Raw genomic sequence first — 18839 nt, 5'->3', positions numbered from 1 at the left:
GACTTGGCGACCATCCTCGAACCTGGACAAATTGAAGCGGCGGCCGGTTCGCCGCCGTTTCTGCACCTGCCGCCACACAACCTGTTCAGTCTGCGCGCCGAGCGCCTTGAGCATCTGGCCGAAGGGCATCCGCTGGCCGATTACCTGCGCCTGCTGGCCGGGGTGTGCCGGGCGCAGCAGCAGGTGCTGGATGATCCGCCGCAAAGCGAGCCCCTCGACCGACAACGCATCGAGTTGTGCCTGGAACATGGGCTGCCGCCATTCGCCGCCGACAGCCTGAGCCGCGAGGATGATTGGCAGGCCTGGCTCGATGCCTTGTTGCAGCGCTATGCCGCCCCCGACCAACCCGCCGTGGCCGAGGCACTGGACACCCTGCGTGAAGCCGGTGCCGGACAACGCCGCGCCTGGGCGGTGGCGCTGGTCAGTGGCCAGTATTCACTGGTGCCGGCGGCCCTGGTGCCGTTCCTCGGTGCGGCACTGCAAACCGCCTGGAGCCATTGGCTGCTGAGCACACCCAATCTGCAATTGACCGCCGGCAACAGCCTCAGCCAGTGCCCGGCCTGCGGTTCGCCGGCCATGGCCGGGGTGATTCGCAATCGTGGCAAGCACAACGGTTTGCGCTATCTGGTCTGTTCCTTGTGTGCCTGCGAATGGCACGTGGTGCGGGTCAAATGCGTGTACTGCGAGCGGAGCAAAGGCCTGGAGTACCTCAGCCTCGAAGACGATCGCCACGCCGCCAATCAGGCGCCTCTACGGGCCGAGGTCTGCCCGGGCTGCAATGCTTATCTGAAGCTGCTCTATCTGGAGAACGACGCCCGTGCCGAAGCATTGTCGGCGGACCTTGCCAGCCTGATGTTGGACATGCGCCTGGCCCAGGACGGTTACCAGCGGCTGGCTCCGAATCTGTTGCTGGCACCGGGAGACGAGTGAGCACAGGGTCTACACTCTGGCACGAAGGATGTCGTCGATCACCTGTAGGAGCAATGCTTGCTCGCGATGGTCGTGAACGATGACGCCTACTGTCTGAATGATTGCATCGCCTGGACTTCAATCGCGAGCAAGCATTGCTCCCACAGGGGGTATGCATTCAAATGTGGGAGCGAGCCTGCTCGCGATGGGGTCGGGACAGACACGGCCAACCCCCTGGTATTCCGGAGCACCTGATGCCCGCAAGCCTTGCCAGCCAAATCCTGCACCTGCCTTCCATCGACAGCCTGCTGCGTCACCCGGCGTGTAGCCCATTGGCCGAGCGTTATGGGCGCGAGGCATTGTTGGGTGCCTTGCGGCAATTGCTCGATGAGGTGCGTGAAAACCTGCGGCAGTGTCAGGTCGAAGCCGTCGAAACAAGCCCCGAAGTATTGGCGGGCCGAGTCGGGGAGCGCCTGGCCAGCCAGCATCGCAGTCACGTTCGCCGGGTGTTCAACCTCACCGGCACCGTGCTGCACACCAATCTGGGTCGTGCCTTGCTGCCGGAGGAGGCCATCGATGCTGTGCAAATGGCTGCACGTTATCCGTTGAATCTGGAATTCGACCTGCACAGCGGCAAGCGCGGCGACCGCGACGATCTCATTGAAGGGCTGATCCGAGAATTGACCGGGGCCGAAGCGGTGACCGTGGTCAACAACAATGCGGCTGCGGTGCTGCTGACCCTCAACAGCCTGGGGGCACGCAAGGAGGGGATCATTTCCCGGGGCGAGCTGATCGAAATCGGCGGCGCGTTCCGCATTCCCGACATCATGGCCCGCGCCGGGGTGAAGCTTCACGAAGTCGGCACCACTAACCGTACCCATGCCCGGGATTACGAAGCCGCCATCGGTCCGCGCAGTGGCCTGGTGATGCGGGTGCACGCCAGCAATTACAACATTCAGGGGTTCACCACCAGCGTGCCGACGTCAGAGCTGGCGCAACTGGCGCACCAGCATGGTTTGCCGCTGCTCGAAGACCTTGGCAGCGGCAGCCTGCTGGACCTGACTCGCTGGGGACTGCCCGCCGAGCCCACGGTGCGCCAGGCCTTGCTCGATGGCGCGGACATCGTCACCTTCAGCGGCGACAAGTTACTCGGCGGGCCCCAGGCCGGGTTGATTGTCGGGCGCAAAGACCTGATTGCCCGGATCAAGAAGAACCCGTTGAAACGCGCGTTGCGGGTCGACAAGTTGACCCTGGTCGCCCTCGAAGCGGTGTTGGGCCTGTACCGCAACCCGGATCAATTGGCCGAACGCCTGCCCAGCCTGCGCCTGCTGACACGCCCCCAGGCGGACATCCTCGCCCAGGCTGAACGCCTGCAACCTTCACTGGCGCAGGTGTTGGGTGCTGCCTGGAGCGTCAGCGCAGTGCCGGCGCTGGGCATGATCGGCAGTGGCAGCCAACCGGTGGCGCGCTTGCCGAGTGCCGCGCTGTGTCTGCGCCCGCACAGTTCGAAACGCCTGCGCGGACGCTGCCTGCATGGGTTGGAGGAATCCTTGCGCGGCTTGCCGATCCCGGTGCTCGGACGCATCGACGACGACGCCTTGTGGCTGGATTTGCGGCAACTGGACGACGAGCCGGCGTGGCTGGCGCAACTGGATCATTTGCACGCTTGATTGCAAACAGGAGGGACGGGCAGGGTGATTGTCGGCACCGCGGGGCACATCGATCACGGCAAGACCGCATTGCTTCAGGCCCTGACCGGGCAGGCCGGTGATCGGCGGCGGGAAGAGCGCGAACGCGGCATGACCATCGACCTGGGCTACCTCTATGCGGCGCTGGAGCCGGGAGCGGCGCTCACCGGATTCATCGACGTGCCCGGTCACGAGCGCTTCACCCACAACATGCTCGCCGGGGCGCAGGGCATTGACCTGGTGCTGCTGGTGGTGGCCGCCGATGACGGCGTGATGCCGCAGACCCGGGAACACCTGGCCATCGTCGAACTGCTCGGCATCCCGCGAACATTGGTGGCCATCAGCAAATGCGATCGGGTCGAGCCGTCCCGTGTGCAAGCCGTGCGCGAGCAGATCAATCGCTTGTTGGCGCCCGGTCCTTATGCCGATGCGCCACTGATTGCATTGTCGAGCGTTACCGGGAAGGGCATCGACGTGCTGCGTCAGGCCTTGCTCGAGGCACAGGCTGAAGTGCAGCAACGCAGCCTCGACGGTGGTTTTCGCCTGTGGATCGACCGGGCGTTCAGTGTGGCCGGCGCGGGTATCGTGGTGACCGGCACTGCGCTGTCCGGGCAGGTGGTGGTGGGCGATACGCTGTTGCTCGGCCCCCTCGGCAAACCGGTACGGGTAAGGGGCCTGCATGCGCAGAATCAAGCCGCCGAATGCGCCACGGCCGGGCAGCGCGTCGCATTGAACCTGCACGCCGAACGCCTGGCACTGGAGCAGATCCATCGTGGTCAATGGCTGGCGACCGAATGGCTGTACGCATCGACCCAGCGCCTGGACATCGACTTTCAGCTGTTGCCTGGCGAACCTCGTGCCTTCGAGCATTTTCAACCGGTGCATGTGCACATCGGTACTCAGGACGTGACGGGGCGAGTGGCGTTGCTGGAAGGCGCCAGCCTGGCGCCGGGCGAGCGAATGTTCGCGCAGATCCTGCTCAATGCGCCGGTGCAGGCGGTGAAGGGGGATCCGCTGATCCTGCGCGACCAGAGTGCGCAACGCACCCTCGGTGGCGGTCGGATACTCGACCCGTTCGCGCCGACCCGTCACCGCCGCAGCCCCGAACGGTTGGCACAGCTTCAGGTGTTGGCCAGTACTGCTCGTCTGGAAGCGCTACTGCCGGTGTTGCTGGCCAACAGCGACAAAGGACTCGATCCACAGCGGCTGGAACGCCAGTTCAACCGTCCGCGGGCAACCTGGGAATTGCCTGAGGACGTGCGGTTGATCGAGACACGGCAGGGACCGGTACTCTTCAACGCTGCCCGCTGGCACGCATTGAAAGCCGGGTTGCTGCAACACCTAGCGCGTTTTCACGAATTGGAACCGGATCAGATGGGCCCGGACCGTGATCGTTTGCGCCGTTTCACAGGGACGACCCTCGACCGCCCGACCTTTATCAGCCTGCTCGACGAATTGTTGGCCAGCGGCGCCATTGCCGCCAACGGCCCGTGGCTGCACATGCCCGATCATCAGGTGCGCCTGAGTGAGGATGATGAAACCCTGTGGCATCAGTTGCAGCCGTTGTTCGAGGCGGCCGGGTTCGATCCACCGTGGGTGCGCGAACTGGGTCATGACGAAGCCAGGGTGCGCGCGCTATTGCGCAAAATGGCCCGGTTGGGGTTGATGCATCAGGTGGTGCGCGACCTGTTCTACACCGACACGCTGATCCATCGTCTGGCGGCTATGCTGTTGCAACTGGCCGACGCCAATCCGGTGATTCAGGTGGCGGCGTTTCGCGATGCGGTGGGCCTGGGACGCAAGCGCAGTATCCAGATTCTGGAATATTTCGACCGGCTCGGCCTGACGCGACGAATCGGCGACCAGCGCCATATCCGCCAGGACAATGCACTGGCCCGGCGAACGGATCACTGATTTCAAGGAAGGTAATCGCGCCCGGTGGCGCGGCCGGGCTTCAAACCCGGTTGGGGATGGCATCCGTTCCCGGGCCGGTTCGACTCCGGCTACCTTCCGCCAGTTTCAATGACTAAGGACCTGGTTAAACGAGGCGACCTGACTTTCGCGGATGCACCCAATCCTTGTGGGAGCGAGCCGGCTCGCGAAGGGGCCGTGTCAGTCGACATCAATGGTGGATGCCAGACCGCCTTCGCGAGCAGGCTCGCTCCCACAAGTCCGCGTATTACCGGAGTTTGTGTAGGTACTCGTTTGCACTTCGGCACCTTTCGCCATTTTCCGGTTAGAAAGGGCCGAAGGGCAGCGGGTACCGCGCCCGGTGGCGCGGCCGGGCTTCAAACCCGGTTGGGGACGGCATCCGTTCCCGGGCCTGTTCGACTCCGGCTACCTTCCGCCAGTTTCAATGACCAAGGACCTGGTTAAACGAGGCGACCTGACTTTCGCGGATGCACCCAATCCTTGTGGGAGCGAGCCTGCTCGCGAAGGGGCCGTGTCAGTCGACATCAATGGTGGATGCCAGACCGCCTTCGCGAGCAGGCTCGCTCCCTCAAGTCCGCGTATTACCGGAGTTTGTGCAGGTACTCGCTTGCACTTCGGCACCTTTCGCCATTTTGCGGTTAGAAAGGGCCGAAGGCCAGCGGGTACCGCGCCCGGTGGCGCGGCCGGGCTTCAAACCCGGTTGGGGACGGCATCCGTTCCCGGGCCTGTTCGACTCCGGCTACCTTCCGCCAGTTTCAATGACCAAGGACCTGGTTAAACGAGGCGACCTGACTTTCGCGGATGCACCCAATCCCTGTGGGAGCGAGCCTGCTCGCGAAGGGGCCGTGTCAGTCGACATCAATGGTGGATGCCAGACCGCCTTCGCGAGCAGGCTCGCTCCCACAAGTCCGCGTATTACCGGAGTTTGTGTAGGTACTCGCTTGCACTTCGGCACCTTTCGCCAGTTTCAATGACCAAGGGCTTGGTTAAACGAGGCGATCTGACTTTCGCGGATGCACCCAATCCTTGTGGGAGCGAGCCTGCTCGCGAAGGGGCCGTGTCAGTCGACATCAATGGTGGATGCCAGACTGCCTTCGCGAGCAGGCTCGCTCCCACAAGTCCGCGTATTACCGGAGTTTGTGTAGGTACTCGCTTGCACTTCGGCACCTTTCGCCATTTTCCGGTTAGAAAGGGCCGAAGGCCAATGGGTACTGGATGACCACGTAGACCCTGTCGATGTCATCGCCGGCCTGGGCGGCATTGGCCCGATGGGACACATGGGACAGTTGCAGAGACAAGCCCTTGGCGGCCCCGGATTGCACGATGTAGTGCAAGTCGATGTCACGCTCCCAGTGGCGTCCGCCATCGCCTTGTTGCGGTACGAACTGGCCGGTTGACGGATCGAACGGGTTGTAGGCGCCACCCTGGGGTGCATGGGTGCCGTCGATCCCGCTGCCCCTGGCATAACGCGTCATGAATTTCAGGCCGGGGATGCCAAACGCAGCCAAATCGAGGTCGTAGCGAGCCTGCCAGGAGTGTTCGCCCGCGCCATTGAAGTCGGCGTACTTGATCGAGTTGGCCAGGTAGATCGAGTCGCCACCGACAAAATCGAAGGGCGTATCGCCATTGATTTTCTGCCAGGCCAGGGTAAAGGCCTGTGCATCGAGGGTGTATTTGCCCGACAGACTGAACGCGGTGTTGTCGATGGCACCCGCGAGCGCCTGTCCGGTATCCCGCGTGTGGTAGAGGTTGGCGTCGAGGAACCAGCGGTCCTGCTTCAGATGCATATTGGCGTAGTACTGGTGCCAGGTGTCGGTCAACTCCGAGGCATATAGAGCGCCGCCCAGCGGGCTCTGCGTGAACAGATCGGCGCCCAGAAACGAGATGCCGCCCGCTTCGGTATTCGCCCCATATCCGAAAAAGTCGCCCCTGGATGACGAACTGTCCTGGTTCTTGAAGGCCGTAAAGTGCCCGGCCTGTAGGTTCATGCCTTCGATTTCACGGCTGTTCAACAGAAAACCCGTGGCATATTCCGGTTGCAGGCGTTTGTCCGCGGTGTCGAACACCGGGGTTTCCACCAGCATCTCACCGTAGGCCAGCGTGGTTCGCGACGCGTTGATTTTCAGCGCACCACCGCCACTGGAATAGTTGGGCTCGCTGCGCCCGTCACTGTCGACCGGCAACAGCCCCGTGCCGGAATGGCCTTTGCCCCCATCCAGCTTCAGCCCCAAAAAGGCATGGGCATCGAGCCCGAAGCCAATCGTGCCGGGCGTGAATCCCGACTGAAAGGTGCCGATAAAACCTTGCGCCCATTCCTGCCGATAGCTCTTGCCAGAGGGCGAAGGCGATCGATAGTCACTGTTGAGGTAAAAGTTTCGGCTGAGCACGTCGAATGATGCCCCGTCGAGAAAACCTTGTGCGTTTTGCGCCGGCTCATCGGCCATTGCGCCCGTACTGGCGAATAACAACGATAGCCACACAGTCAGGCGTGGCGTGCAAATCTGTGAGAAAAGCGTCATGGGTCATCCTGTGGCGGTGTTTGCCAGGCGTCATGCATCGTGACTTGAATTGAAGCGCGAATATTGAGCCGGTGTGCTGGGTTTTGGCTCTTTTCAAGAAAAACGCAGTGCCTGTTGAGCGTCTATGCTGGGCAAACCGACCCCAATCTTCGCAGTGAACTGCCAGGAGAATCCATGTTGCCCAGTCCGCTCTCAGAAAAGGCCATGTCCCGCGGGTTGCTCGATGTCCTGATCCGCGCCGGGCTGATTTTGGTTCTGGTGCTGTTCTGCTTTCAGATCTTCAGTCCATTCCGCGACCTGATGCTGTGGTCGGTGATCCTGGCCATCACCCTTTATCCGTTGCAGGAAAAACTCACGGGACCGCTGGGGCAGAAGGAAGGACGCATTGCCACCTTGATCATTCTGGTGTCCATCGTGATTCTCATGGTGCCGATTTACCTGTTGGGCACCTCGATTGCCGACTCGGTCCAGAACGCCATGGCCAGTGTCCAGAACCAAGGCATCCATATTCCGCCACCCTCCGAGTCCGTCGCCGGGTGGCCGCTGATAGGCAAGCCGTTGTCGGCTATCTGGTTGCAGGCCGCCACCGATCTGCCCAGCCTGACGGCAAAGTACATACCGCAAATCAAGGGCGTCAGCCTGACCCTGCTGGGTACAATGGCCGGCGTCGGCATGGGGTTTCTGACGTTTATCTTCGCGCTGATCATCGCCGGGATTTTCATGGCCTATGGCGAAGCCGGCAGCCGTGCGGCGGTGCAGATCGCTTCGCGGGTCAGCGGTCCGGAGAAAGGGCCGAAAATCGCCGAACTCTGCACCTCCACGATCCGCGCCGTAGCGCTCGGCGTGGTCGGTATCGCGTTTATCCAAATGCTGCTGGTGGGCCTCGGGTTTGTCTTCAAGGGCGTTCCCGGTGCCGGGCTGTTGGCGTTGGCAGTGCTATTGCTGGGCATCATGCAGTTGCCGGTGACCCTCATTACGATACCGGTGATTGCCTATGTGTTCGCCACCGAGGGCGCCAGCACCGCGACCATCGTGTTCGCCATCTACGTGTTTGTCGCCGGGCTGGTGGACAACGTCCTCAAGCCGTTGCTGCTGGGACGCGGGGTCGACGTACCGATGCCGGTGGTGCTGATCGGTGCCCTGGGCGGCATGGTCACCAGCGGCGTCATCGGTTTGTTCATCGGCCCGGTAGTGCTGGCAGTCGGCTACAAACTGTTCTGGCAGTGGGTGCTGGCCCGGCCGCCGGAGGAGGGAGGCCTGTAGTCCGGCAACGGTTCAATCCGCAGCCCTTTCACTTCGATCCCGATGCCGCCAGTTCATGCTGATGGAAACCCGCAATCAACAGGACAAACTGGTGTAGCGGGCCAACGGCAAACGGCCGGTATTTCGCCCCCCTGCACCGGATTCAATTGTCATGAAATGAAAAGTCGTTGTCGTCGGATGAGAAGCGACGAACCAGCCATGAACCTACAGTCCAATCAGCGCAATTCGATGCTGCACGCCAATAATTGAGACTGGAGAATAAGAAAACATGGCCAAAGCCGTCCGCTTCTACGAAACCGGTGGTCCCGAAGTCCTTCGCTATGAAGATGTCGAAGTAGGTGACCCCGGGCCCGGTCAGGTTCGGCTGCGTCACGTGGCGGTCGGCCTGAACTATGCCGACACCTACTTTCGCAATGGCACCTACGCGATTCCGCTGGCGAACGGCATGGGGGTCGAAGCCGCCGGTGTGGTCCAGGCCGTCGGGGAGGGGGTGACCAATGTGCAGGTGGGCGATCGCGTTACCTACACCGGGTTTCTCAATACCCTGGGCGCCTACAGCACCGAACGCCTGATCCCGGCCGCGCCGCTGATCAAGCTTCCGGAAACCATCGGTTTCGAGACTGCCGCGGCGATGACCATGCGCGGACTGACGTCTTCGTACCTGATGCGCCGCATTTACGACTTCAAGGCCGGCGACAGCATTTTGCTGCACGCCGCCGCCGGTGGTGTTGGCCTGATCGTTTCGCAATGGGCCAAGCTACTGGGCCTTACCGTCATCGGCACCGTGTCCACCGAGGTCAAGGGCGAAATCGCCCGGGCCCATGGTTGCGATCATGTGATCAATTACAGCCATGAAGACGTCGCCCAGCGCGTTCGCGAGCTGACGGATGGCGTCGGGGTCAACGTGGTGTTCGACAGCGTCGGCAAGAACACTTTCATGGGGTCTCTGGATTCGCTCAAGCGCCGCGGCCTGATGGTCTGCGTGGGGACTGCTTCGGGCCCGATTCCGGCGTTCGATCCCGTGATGCTGGCGATGAAAGGTTCGCTGTACCTGACTCGGCCGGCACTGGCCGACTACATCGCCGACCCTGCGGAAAAGGCCGCGCTGGCCGGTGAGTTGTTCGATCACGTCGGCAGCGGCCGGATCAAGATCGAGATCAACCAGCACTATGCGTTGCAGGATGCCGTGCAGGCCCATCGTGACCTGGAATCGCGCAAGACCACCGGCTCGTCGATTTTCGTCATTTAAGGGAGTAGCTTGCCGTGAAAGTCGAACAATTGACCTGCAACATCGGCGCGGAACTGATCGGCGTCAACCTCGCCGACGCCATCCATGACGACGGTCTGTTTGCCGAGATTCGTGCGCAGTTGCTCACCCATCGCGTGGTGTTCCTGCGTGATCAAAACATCAGCCGCGCCGAGCACGTGGCGTTCGCCCGGCGTTTCGGCGAGCTGGAGGATCACCCGGTGGCCGGCAGTGACCCGGATCACCCCGGCCTGGTGCAAATCTACAAAAAGCCGGACCAGCCGATGGACCGCTACGAAAACGCCTGGCACACCGACGCCACCTGGCGCGAGGCGCCACCCATGGGTTGCGTGCTGCGCTGCGTGGAGTGCCCACCGGTCGGCGGTGACACCATGTGGGCGAACATGGTCGAAGCGTACGAAAACCTGCCTGAAGATGTGAAATTGAAGATCGCCGACCTGCGTGCCCGGCACAGCATCGAAGCGAGCTTCGGCGCGGCCATGCCGATCGAAAAGCGCCTGGCCCTCAAGGCCATGTACCCGGACGCCGAACACCCTGTGGTGCGCACCCATCCGGAAACCGGTGAGAAGGTGCTGTTCGTCAACGCCTTCACCACCCACTTCAGCAACTACCACACCCCCGAACGTGTGCGCTTCGGCCAGGACGCGAACCCCGGCGCCAGCGAACTGCTGCGCTACCTGATCAGCCAGGCCTACATCCCCGAGTACCAGGTGCGCTGGCGCTGGAAGCCCAACAGCATCGCCATCTGGGACAACCGCAGCACCCAGCATTACGCCGTCATGGATTACCCGCCGTGTCATCGCAAGATGGAACGCGCCGGGATCATCGGCGACAAGACGTACTGATTCACCCCCTTCTGCATTCGCTCTCGTAAACACGCCTGCCCGGCACGAATCCGGGTGGGCGGGACAATCATAAGAACTGGAGTAAACCATGCAATTCTTCGACGATTCCCTGCACCCCGAAAACATGGAAAAAGTGGTCATCACCGTGGCCCCGTACGGCCCGGAATGGATGCCTGAAGACTTCCCGGAAGACATCCCGCTGACCATGGACGAGCAAGTCCAGAAAGCGGTCGATTGCTACGAAGCCGGGGCCACCGTGCTGCACCTGCACGTGCGGGAATTGGACGGCAAGGGCTCCAAGCGCCTGTCCAAGTTCAACGAACTGATCGCCGGCGTGCGTGAAGCCGTGCCGGACATGATCATCCAGGTCGGCGGTTCGATTTCCTTCGCCCCGGAAAGTGATGGTGAGGCGGCCAAGTGGCTGTCCGACGATACCCGCCACATGCTGGCCGAACTGACGCCGAAGCCGGATCAGGTGACCGTGGCGATCAACACCACGCAAATGAACATCATGGAGCTGCTGTACCCGGAATACCTGGAAGGCACCTCCCTGGCCAATCCGATGATTCAGGCGGCCTACAGCGAAATGACCGTACCGGCAGGCCCGGCCTGGGTTGCCGAGCACCTCAAGCGCCTGATGGACAACGGCATCCAGCCGCACTTCCAGTTGACCGGCATGCACGCCATGGAAACCCTGGAACGTCTGGTACGCCGAGGCGTATACATGGGCCCGCTGAACCTGACTTGGATCGGCATCGGCGGCGGCTTCGACGGCCCGAACCCGTTCAACTTCTTCAACTTCATCCACCGCGCGCCGGACGGTTGCACCCTGACCTCCGAATCGCTGCTCAAGAACGTCATGCCGTTCAACACCATGTCGATGGCCATGGGGATGCACCCGCGCGTGGGTAATGAAGACACTATCATTGATCACAAGGGCGACCGCTTCAGCTCGGTGGCGCAGATCCAGCAAACCGTGCGCATCGCCCATGAACTGGGTCGCGAAATCGCCACGGGCAAAGAAGCCCGTGAGATCTATCGCATCGGTGTGAAGTACAACAGCATCGAAGAAACCCTGTTGGCCAACGGCATGTCGCCCAACCGCAAGGCCGGGCAGAAAGGTGTGCCGCAACGCGGCTGACCGGTAGCAAGGGCGGGGGATCGATGATCTCTCGCCCGTGGTATGTCAAAAACGCTCGATAACAACAAAAACAACGTTTCGAGGAGGCTGCATGGCCTTTCATCCAATCGCCGCCGACGATGACGACTGTACCGTCAACGTTGCGCGCAAATATGCCTGGATCGTCTTCGCCCTGACGTTCGGCCTGTTGATCTCCGATTACATGTCGCGTCAGGTACTCAACGCGGTGTTCCCGATGCTCAAGGGCGAATGGGCACTGAGCGACAGCCAGCTCGGCCTGCTCAGTGGCATCGTGGCCTTGATGGTCGGCTTGCTGACGTTTCCGTTGTCGTTGCTGGCCGATCGGTTCGGCCGGGTCAAGAGCCTGGCGTTGATGGCCCTGCTGTGGAGCCTGGCGACCCTGGGTTGCGCGCTGGCGCAGGACTACCCGCAAATGTTCATCGCACGGTTCATGGTGGGCGTTGGTGAAGCAGCGTACGGCAGCGTCGGCATCGCCGTGGTGATTTCGGTGTTTCCCAAGCACATGCGGGCAACCCTGGCCAGTGCGTTCATGGCCGGCGGCATGTTCGGCTCGGTGCTGGGCATGGCGTTGGGCGGCACCATCGCCGCCAAGCTGGGCTGGCGCTGGTCGTTCGCCGGCATGGCGCTGTTTGGTCTGCTGTTGGCGGTGCTGTATCCGCTCATCGTCAAGGAGTCTCGCATTGCTCCGCAGCGTGCTGCGCAGGCGCTGGACAAGGCGGCGGCAAAGGCCAGGCTGCGCACGCTGTTTGCCAGTCGCTCGGTGATCGCGACCTACATCGGCAGTGGTTTGCAGTTGTTCGTTGGCGGCACCGTGATTGTGTGGATGCCCAGCTACCTCAATCGCTACTACGACATGGGCGCGGACAAAGCCGGCGGCATGGCGGCGATCATCGTGTTGTGCAGCGGTGCGGGGATGATTCTGTGCGGGATGCTCAGCGATCGCCTGTGCCGGCATTCGCCGGAGCGCAAGGTCGCCCTGGCCATTGCTTACTGCCTGGGCAGTTGCATGCTGCTGTCGCTGGCATTCGCCTTGCCCGCCGGGCCCGTGCAACTGGCAATGATCTGCCTGGGCATGTTGGTTGTTGCAGGCACCACGGGCCCGGCCGGGGCCATGGTCGCCAACCTGACGCACTATTCGGTCCACGGCACGGCTTTTGCGACGTTGACGCTGGCCAACAATATGCTGGGGCTGGCCCCGGGCCCGTTCATTACGGGGCGCCTGTCCGATGCGATCGGCCTGCACGGTGCTTTCCAGATCGTGCCCCTTGTCAGTGTCGCGGCGGCGGCGGTGTTTTTTTACGCCATGTGCCATTACCACAAAGATATTGCCCGGATTAAGGGGCAGAAAGTGCCTGACGCAGTCAATGCGCCAGGGTTAGAGGTGAAGTTGTGAGTGGCCGTTTACGTATTGATGTGTTTTTCGATTTCATCTGTCCCTGGTGCCTGATCGGCAAGCGCCAGCTGGAGCAGGCCCAGGAGTTGCTGCGTGCCCGGCAGCCGGACGTGGCGTTCACCACGGTCTGGCACGGCGTGCAGCTGCTGCCACACCTGCCGGCACAGGGTGAACCCTTTGCCGAGTTTTATCGCAAGCGCCTGGGCAATGCCGACGCCGTGCAGATGCGCCAGGCCCAGGTGCAACAGGCCGCGCAGGCAGTGGGGGAGACCATCGACTTCAGCCGCATTGCCACGATGCCCAATACGGCCGATGCCCATCGCCTGCTGGAGCGGGTCAGTGTGCTGGGTAATTCCCGTCAGCGTGACGCATTGCTCGAACGCTTGTTCGCCGCGTACTTCCATTACGGCGAGGATCTGGGCAATCGCGAGACATTGATCGCCATCGCCCAGTCCTGCGGCTTCGAGGCGGGCTTTGTGGCTGACTGCTTGTACGGCAACGGTGAGCCTTTTGTCGGCAACCCCGGGGCAACCGGTGGCGTGCCCTGTTTTCAGTTTGACCGGCGCGTGACGGTGGTCGGCGCACATCCTGCCGAAAAACTGTTTGGCGTCATGTACGAAGCCTTGCTCGAACGTTCCGGCGAGTTACAACCCTCATGAGCCTGCGTGTACGTGTGCCCGCCGGAAAATTCCCGCAGGCAGGGGGCCGGTCGCTCTTCGAGTTCGATGGCAAAAGCCTCGCACTGTTCAACGTCGGCGGTGAGCTGTTCGCCATCGACGACAGCTGCCCGCACCAGGGTGCCTCGCTGTGTGGCGGGCGACTGGACGGTCGGGTGATTCAATGCTGTGCCCATGGGCTGCGATTCGATCTGGCCAGTGGCTACTTGCTCAATTCCAACAAGCTCAAGGTCGCCAACTACCCGGTCGAAATAGTCGACGGCGAGGCGTTCATTGTCATCGTTACCGAGGAGTCCGCGCCATGAGCGCCATTGCTCTGACCCGCATCAATAGCCGTACCCGCGAACTGGCGCCGGGATTTATCGTCAGCCTGATCGTCGCGGCCGCCGCGTCTTTCCTTTCGGAGCACTACGGTGCACCAGTCATGCTGTTCGCCTTGTTACTCGGCATGGCCCTGAACTTCCTCGCCGGAGAAGGACCCTGCAAGGCCGGCATCGAATTCACCGCGCGCAGCGTATTGCGCATCGGCGTGGCGCTGCTGGGCATGCGCATCACCCTTGAGCAGATCGCCGGGCTGGGCTGGAAGCCGTTTGCACTGGTGGTGATCCTGGTGGTGGTGACCATCGGCGTTTCGGTCCTGGCAGCCAAGGCGCTGGGTTTCCAGCGTTTGTTCGGCATGCTCACCGGTGGCGCCACCGCGATCTGCGGTGCCTCGGCAGCGCTGGCGCTGGCGGCGGCCTTGCCTAACCATCCGCAGAAAGAGCGGGCCACGCTATTCACCGTGATTGGTGTCTCGGCACTGTCCACGACGGCGATGATCGTTTATCCGATGATTGCCAATTGGCTGTCGCTCTCGCCGCAGGTGGCCGGGGTCTTCCTCGGCGCCACCATCCATGATGTCGCCCAAGTGGTCGGCGCCGGATACAGCATGTCCACCGAAACGGGCGACACGGCCACGGTGGTCAAGCTGATGCGGGTCGCCATGCTGCTGCCGGTGATTGTCACTGCCGCCATGATCACCCGCATGCAAGGTGCCGACCCGACGGGCAAACGACCACCGCTATTGCCGTGGTTTGCCGTCGGTTTCCTGGCCCTCGCATGCCTCAACAGCACGGGATGGGTCGCGCCGGTGATACAGGGCTCGGTCAATGAGTTGTCGCGGTGGTGCCTGGTGATTTCCATCAGCGCCCTGGGCATGAAAACCCAACTCAAGGAACTGGCCGCCGTCGGCATCAAACCCATTCTGCTGATGGTGGGGGAAACCGTATTCCTCGCGGTGCTTGTGCTGCTATTGCTGCACTGGGGCATGTAAACCCGGCATCACGCGGTCCCTTCTTACGAGCGGCGTTGCATTGCGTTCACTCCAACGCAGTGCGGCACTCCACCGGCGTTAAAAACACCGGTTTTTTAGCGGCGACCGACCCAGCGGTCGCCGTTTTTTTTTGATCGGTTCAAGCATGGAGACACGTCATCACCAGCTGCCATAGGGAATGCCGAAGCGGTCGATGTAGCGTTGGGAAGAGGCTTTGATCTCGCCATAGACGCCGTTGTACTTGCCTTGATCAGGCCCCAGCGGCTCTATGCCGACTTGCCCTCGGTCCACTTTGTGGGCGCGGAAACAATCGTCCCAGACCCAGACCTGAATGATGCCCCCCGGCGCCAGGCCCAGATTCAGTGCGGCACTCGGGTTGGCGGTGAACTCGGGAGTCTTGTGGCAACGCCGGGCCGTCGAGTTGCGCATCATCTCGCGGGTCGATTCGGAAATATCGATCCAGCCCGCATAGGTCTTGCGTTCGACAGTCGATTGCCAGCGCACGAAGAGGCGCTTGGGCAGGTCGGCACCCGTCACGGGCATGCCGGAACTGCCTACGCCCACCCAGCCCCGTGCATTTTCAGTTCCATTTTCATTATCACTACTGGCGGCTACGCCTGCCGCAATGTCATAAATTATCCGGCCCTTGATGTCCTCGACAGCAGAGGTCTCGACCCATACGTTCATGTGAACGGGCTCAATGAAGCCGATGTACCACCAAGGGCTTCTGTAATCGTTTTTGGCTGATAGCGGATCGACGGGTTGGCAGGCACTCAACGACAACATGGCGAGCAATGTAAACAGTATTTTCATGGTTGTAGCGTCCATTCTGGAAACAAAGACAGGTCATCACCAGCTGCCATAAGGAATGCCGAAACGGTCGATGTAGCGTTGGGAAGAGGCTTTGATCTCGCCATAGACGCCGTTGTACTTGCCTTGATCAGGCCCCAGCGGTTCTATACCAACTTGCCCTCGGTCCACTTTGTGGGCGCGGAAACAATCGTCCCAGACCCAGACCTGAATGATGCCCCCCGGCGCCAGTCCCAGACTCAGGGCAGCACTCGAATTAGCAGTGAACTGAGGGGGCTCGTGGCAACGCCGGGCGTTCGAGTTGCGCATGATTTCACGGGTCGATTCGGAAATATCGATCCAGCCTGCGTAGGTCTTGCGCTCGACAGTTGATTGCCAGCGCACAAAGAGGCGTTTGGGCAGGTCGGCACCTGTGACGGGCATGCTAGCAGTGGCTATACCCACCCAGCCCCGTGCATTTTCAGTTCCATTTTCATAATCACTGCCACCGGCTGCGCCTGCCGCTACGTCATAAATTATTCGGCCTTTGATGTCCTCGACAGCGGAGGTCTCGACCCATACCTTCATGTGCGCGGGCTCGGTGAAGCCGATGTACCACCAAGCGGTTCTGTAGTCGTTTTTGGCTGATAGCGGATCAACGGGTTGGCAGGCACTCGCCGACAACATGGCGAGTAACGCAATCAGTATTTTCATGGTCGTAGCGTCCATTCTGGAATCAAAGACACGTCATCACCAACTGCCATAGGGAATGCCGAAACGGTCGATATAGCGTTGGGAAGAGGCTTTGATCTCGCCATAGACGCCGTTGTACTTGCCTTGATCAGGCCCCAGCGGTTCTATACCGACTTGCCCTCGGTCAACTTTGTGAGCGCGGAAACAGTCGTCCCAGACCCAAACTTGAATGACGCCCCCCGGCGCCAGTCCCAGATTCAGGGCGGCACTCGGGTTGGCGGTGAACTGAGGGGTCTCGTGGCAACGCCGGGCGTTCGAATTGCGCATGATTTCGCGGGTCGATTCGGAAATATCGATCCAGCCTGCGTAGGTCTTGCGCTCGACAGTTGATTGCCAGCGCACAAAGAGGCGTTTGGGCAGGTCGGCACCCGTTACGGGCATGCCGGAACTGCCTACGCCCACCCAGCCCCGGGCATTTTCAGTACCGTTTTCATTGTCACTTCTAGCGGCTGCGCCTGCCGCGATGTCAAAAATTATTCGGCCCTTGATGTCCTCGACAGCGGAGGTCTCGACCCAGACGTTCATGTGCGCGGGCTCGTTGAAGCCGATGTACCACGTGGAGGTTCTGTAATCGTTTTTGGCAGATAGCGGATCGACGGGTTGGCAGCCACACACCGACAACATCACGAGTAACGCAAACAGTGGTTTCATGGTCATAGCGTCCATTCCGGAACATGTGGGTGGTGGACTCGTACGGAATCAGCTGTTGGGACATGGGCATAGGCCAGTTCGAATCGTGTGGTGCGAGGTCCAGAGAGAAAAGTCGGGTTCCAATGCGCCGACTGGTGGATGTAATGCAGCTTGAGCATTTGCTCCTCGGCGGGAGTAAGGCTGTACTCAGCAGCAATAAATCGCTCACACATGGGTTGAAGTGCCGCTGGAGGGGTCAATGCAACTCGTTGTTTGATATCGTCAAACTCAACTCCATGCTTTTTGGCTGACTCATACATCACCCGCAAATACACCAACGACAGTCCCGCACCGATCTTGCGTCGGAGTTGCAACCCAGCAAAAACCCGCTTTCGTTTCGGCGCGTTGCGCTCTCTGAGTTCGGGCGCAAGCATGACCGGATCAGGCGTGATCAGTTCCAGCATCTCCAGTGGCCAGCCCTTGGCGTTCCATTTCGCCCGTTCCTGTTGGGCCTCGCGATAGATCGAGGTGGTTTTGACGTCGGTGAACTCACCCACCTCAAGGGCCTGCATGGGGCTGAGCAGTACGCATTCTTCGATGTCATCGCGGTATCCGCCGCCGATATCCGAGTGAACGCCGGGCAAGCTGATTTGCGGATGATCCGGGGCAACACTGTTGAGCGCGAAGTTGGCGCGGTATTCGTCCCGCGCCACCAATTGCAGCACATTGGGGAAAAACTTCGGCATCAGGTACAACTTGACCCCGGGAGTCGCCGGGCTGCGTATGTAGCCCAGGTTGCTCAGGCCACCCACGGAAGCGACGGTGTCGAACAGGCCGATGAAACCGGTGCTGACCCCTTCGCCAAAGACCTTGCTGAAGGTGCGGGCGAACAGGCGATCCGGCAAGCTCAGTGTTTCTCTGAGCGAACTGTCGGTTCTGTTCAGGCACAGGCAGGCGAAGTGCCGGGCAGCGGCCGCTCCACGACTAAAGCCGAAAATGTCGAAGATCAGGGCGCTGATCTGGATATTCGGGAAACGATCAAGAAAGTTGTGCAGACGGCTTTTGACCTGGCCAAAAGCGTAATGTACCCGCGCTTCAACCCCGGTTTCACCCCGGCCCATAGCCATGCCTAAAAGGCTGTCTTGCGCGCCAGCGCTCGTACCGATTCCTTCGACATAGACTTTATCGAATGCGCGTTTTTGCTGGATTATTCTTTCCGCGTCATATGACTGCGTATACAAATCATACAGTCGCTTAACATTGCTCACTTCCCCCCCGTAACTGCTCTCAGGATCCCGCATATACGGCTTGCAACTCGACTCCATATCCTGCGTCGACACCGGATGATGGGCACCACACTTACGCCCCATCTCCACATTGAACGGGTTATTGCCCGTACCATCAAAAAACACCCCGATCCGCAGGGTGACTTTCACGAGTGCAGCTTCCTCACGCTGTTCCCTGGCCTCCCGTTCAGCGATGAGTTGCTCTTCCCGTGCCCGCTGACGAGCCATCATTTCACCGTGTCGGCGTTGTAGTTCCGCCGCGCTCGGCTGCTGCACGCGCTGTCGAGCGCGGGCTGCCATGGCCTCGTCGCGACAGACAGCGCAGTGGTACCCGCCCAAATCCTTTTCCATCGCACATCCTTTTTTACGCAAAGCCCGTCCTTGGGCGCCAAAAAACATTGATCGATTTCCAGG

At 61.0% G+C, this 18839-nt stretch carries 16 protein-coding genes and 1 tRNA gene; 12 read left to right on the top strand and 5 right to left on the bottom strand.

What is annotated here, in order from left to right; all coding sequences use genetic code 11:
• The first annotated feature begins 3 nt into the window (after nucleotides 1-3).
• From fdhE to BJ917_RS02135, 4 genes are all read left to right on the top strand, one after another.
• Nucleotides 4-930, top strand: coding sequence for a formate dehydrogenase accessory protein FdhE (gene fdhE / locus BJ917_RS02150; RefSeq protein ID WP_121101500.1), 927 nt, complete (start codon nucleotides 4-6; stop codon nucleotides 928-930).
• 233 nt (nucleotides 931-1163) lie between these two features.
• Nucleotides 1164-2579 (top strand): L-seryl-tRNA(Sec) selenium transferase, encoded by a 1416-nt coding sequence (selA, locus tag BJ917_RS02145; RefSeq protein WP_121101497.1) that lies wholly within the window; start codon nucleotides 1164-1166, stop codon nucleotides 2577-2579.
• A gap of 24 nt (nucleotides 2580-2603) precedes the next feature.
• Nucleotides 2604-4511: a selenocysteine-specific translation elongation factor gene (gene selB, locus BJ917_RS02140; protein ID WP_121101494.1), complete on the top strand. Its 1908-nt coding sequence runs from the start codon at nucleotides 2604-2606 to the stop codon at nucleotides 4509-4511.
• A 6-nt stretch (nucleotides 4512-4517) separates the two neighbouring features.
• Nucleotides 4518-4613, top strand: a tRNA-Sec gene (locus tag BJ917_RS02135).
• A 1100-nt stretch (nucleotides 4614-5713) separates the two neighbouring features.
• On the opposite strand, the gene BJ917_RS02120 is transcribed toward BJ917_RS02135, so the two are convergent.
• Nucleotides 5714-7048 (bottom strand): OprD family porin, encoded by a 1335-nt coding sequence (locus tag BJ917_RS02120; RefSeq protein ID WP_121101484.1) that lies wholly within the window; start codon nucleotides 7046-7048, stop codon nucleotides 5714-5716.
• Nucleotides 7049-7222: 174 nt separating this feature from the next.
• On the opposite strand from BJ917_RS02120, the gene BJ917_RS02115 reads away from it, so the two are divergent.
• The 8 genes from BJ917_RS02115 to BJ917_RS02080 all read left to right on the top strand — a co-directional run bounded on the left by BJ917_RS02115 (nucleotide 7223) and on the right by BJ917_RS02080 (nucleotide 14967).
• Nucleotides 7223-8311 (top strand): AI-2E family transporter, encoded by a 1089-nt coding sequence (locus BJ917_RS02115; protein WP_096511391.1) that lies wholly within the window; start codon nucleotides 7223-7225, stop codon nucleotides 8309-8311.
• Between the two features lie 268 nt (nucleotides 8312-8579).
• On the top strand, nucleotides 8580-9560 hold the full coding sequence (locus BJ917_RS02110) for a quinone oxidoreductase (protein ID WP_096511393.1): 981 nt from the start codon (nucleotides 8580-8582) through the stop codon (nucleotides 9558-9560).
• Between the two features lie 14 nt (nucleotides 9561-9574).
• Nucleotides 9575-10423 (top strand): TauD/TfdA family dioxygenase, encoded by an 849-nt coding sequence (locus BJ917_RS02105; RefSeq protein WP_096511395.1) that lies wholly within the window; start codon nucleotides 9575-9577, stop codon nucleotides 10421-10423.
• An 88-nt stretch (nucleotides 10424-10511) separates the two neighbouring features.
• Entirely contained in the window at nucleotides 10512-11564 is a 1053-nt protein-coding gene (locus tag BJ917_RS02100) for a 3-keto-5-aminohexanoate cleavage protein (RefSeq protein WP_096511397.1), read from the top strand.
• A 91-nt stretch (nucleotides 11565-11655) separates the two neighbouring features.
• Nucleotides 11656-12978 carry an MFS transporter gene (locus tag BJ917_RS02095; RefSeq protein WP_121101481.1) on the top strand — a complete coding sequence of 441 codons (1323 nt, stop codon included), beginning with the start codon at nucleotides 11656-11658 and terminating at the stop codon, nucleotides 12976-12978.
• Nucleotides 12975-13637, top strand: coding sequence for a DsbA family oxidoreductase (locus BJ917_RS02090; RefSeq protein ID WP_121101478.1), 663 nt, complete (start codon nucleotides 12975-12977; stop codon nucleotides 13635-13637). Before BJ917_RS02095 ends, BJ917_RS02090 begins: the two co-directional genes overlap by 4 nt.
• Nucleotides 13634-13960 carry a Rieske 2Fe-2S domain-containing protein gene (locus BJ917_RS02085; protein ID WP_096511403.1) on the top strand — a complete coding sequence of 109 codons (327 nt, stop codon included), beginning with the start codon at nucleotides 13634-13636 and terminating at the stop codon, nucleotides 13958-13960. The genes BJ917_RS02090 and BJ917_RS02085 overlap by 4 nt, the downstream gene beginning before the upstream one ends.
• Entirely contained in the window at nucleotides 13957-14967 is a 1011-nt protein-coding gene (locus BJ917_RS02080) for a YeiH family protein (RefSeq protein ID WP_096511404.1), read from the top strand. Before BJ917_RS02085 ends, BJ917_RS02080 begins: the two co-directional genes overlap by 4 nt.
• Before the next feature lie 159 nt (nucleotides 14968-15126).
• Here the strand turns inward: BJ917_RS02080 and BJ917_RS02075 are convergent, their stop codons facing one another.
• The 4 genes from BJ917_RS02075 to BJ917_RS02060 are packed head-to-tail and all read right to left on the bottom strand — an operon-like array spanning nucleotide 15127 to nucleotide 18776.
• A complete protein-coding gene (locus tag BJ917_RS02075) occupies nucleotides 15127-15780 on the bottom strand; it encodes a DUF2931 family protein (RefSeq protein WP_121101475.1) in 654 nt (217 codons plus the stop codon).
• Nucleotides 15781-15816: 36 nt separating this feature from the next.
• Entirely contained in the window at nucleotides 15817-16470 is a 654-nt protein-coding gene (locus BJ917_RS02070; protein WP_121103078.1) for a DUF2931 family protein, read from the bottom strand.
• A gap of 36 nt (nucleotides 16471-16506) precedes the next feature.
• Nucleotides 16507-17160: a DUF2931 family protein gene (locus tag BJ917_RS02065; RefSeq protein WP_121103077.1), complete on the bottom strand. Its 654-nt coding sequence runs from the start codon at nucleotides 17158-17160 to the stop codon at nucleotides 16507-16509.
• A gap of 2 nt (nucleotides 17161-17162) precedes the next feature.
• The gene (locus BJ917_RS02060; RefSeq protein WP_121101472.1) at nucleotides 17163-18776 is read right to left on the bottom strand and encodes a DUF2235 domain-containing protein; all 1614 of its coding nucleotides are present in this window, start codon (nucleotides 18774-18776) and stop codon (nucleotides 17163-17165) included.
• Nucleotides 18777-18839: the final 63 nt, after the last annotated feature.

This window comes from Pseudomonas sp. WPR_5_2 (assembly GCF_003634475.1).
Lineage (GTDB): Bacteria > Pseudomonadota > Gammaproteobacteria > Pseudomonadales > Pseudomonadaceae > Aquipseudomonas > Aquipseudomonas izuensis.
Note: the sequence above shows the minus strand (reverse complement) of the source record. Positions and strands in the feature narration are given on the sequence as shown.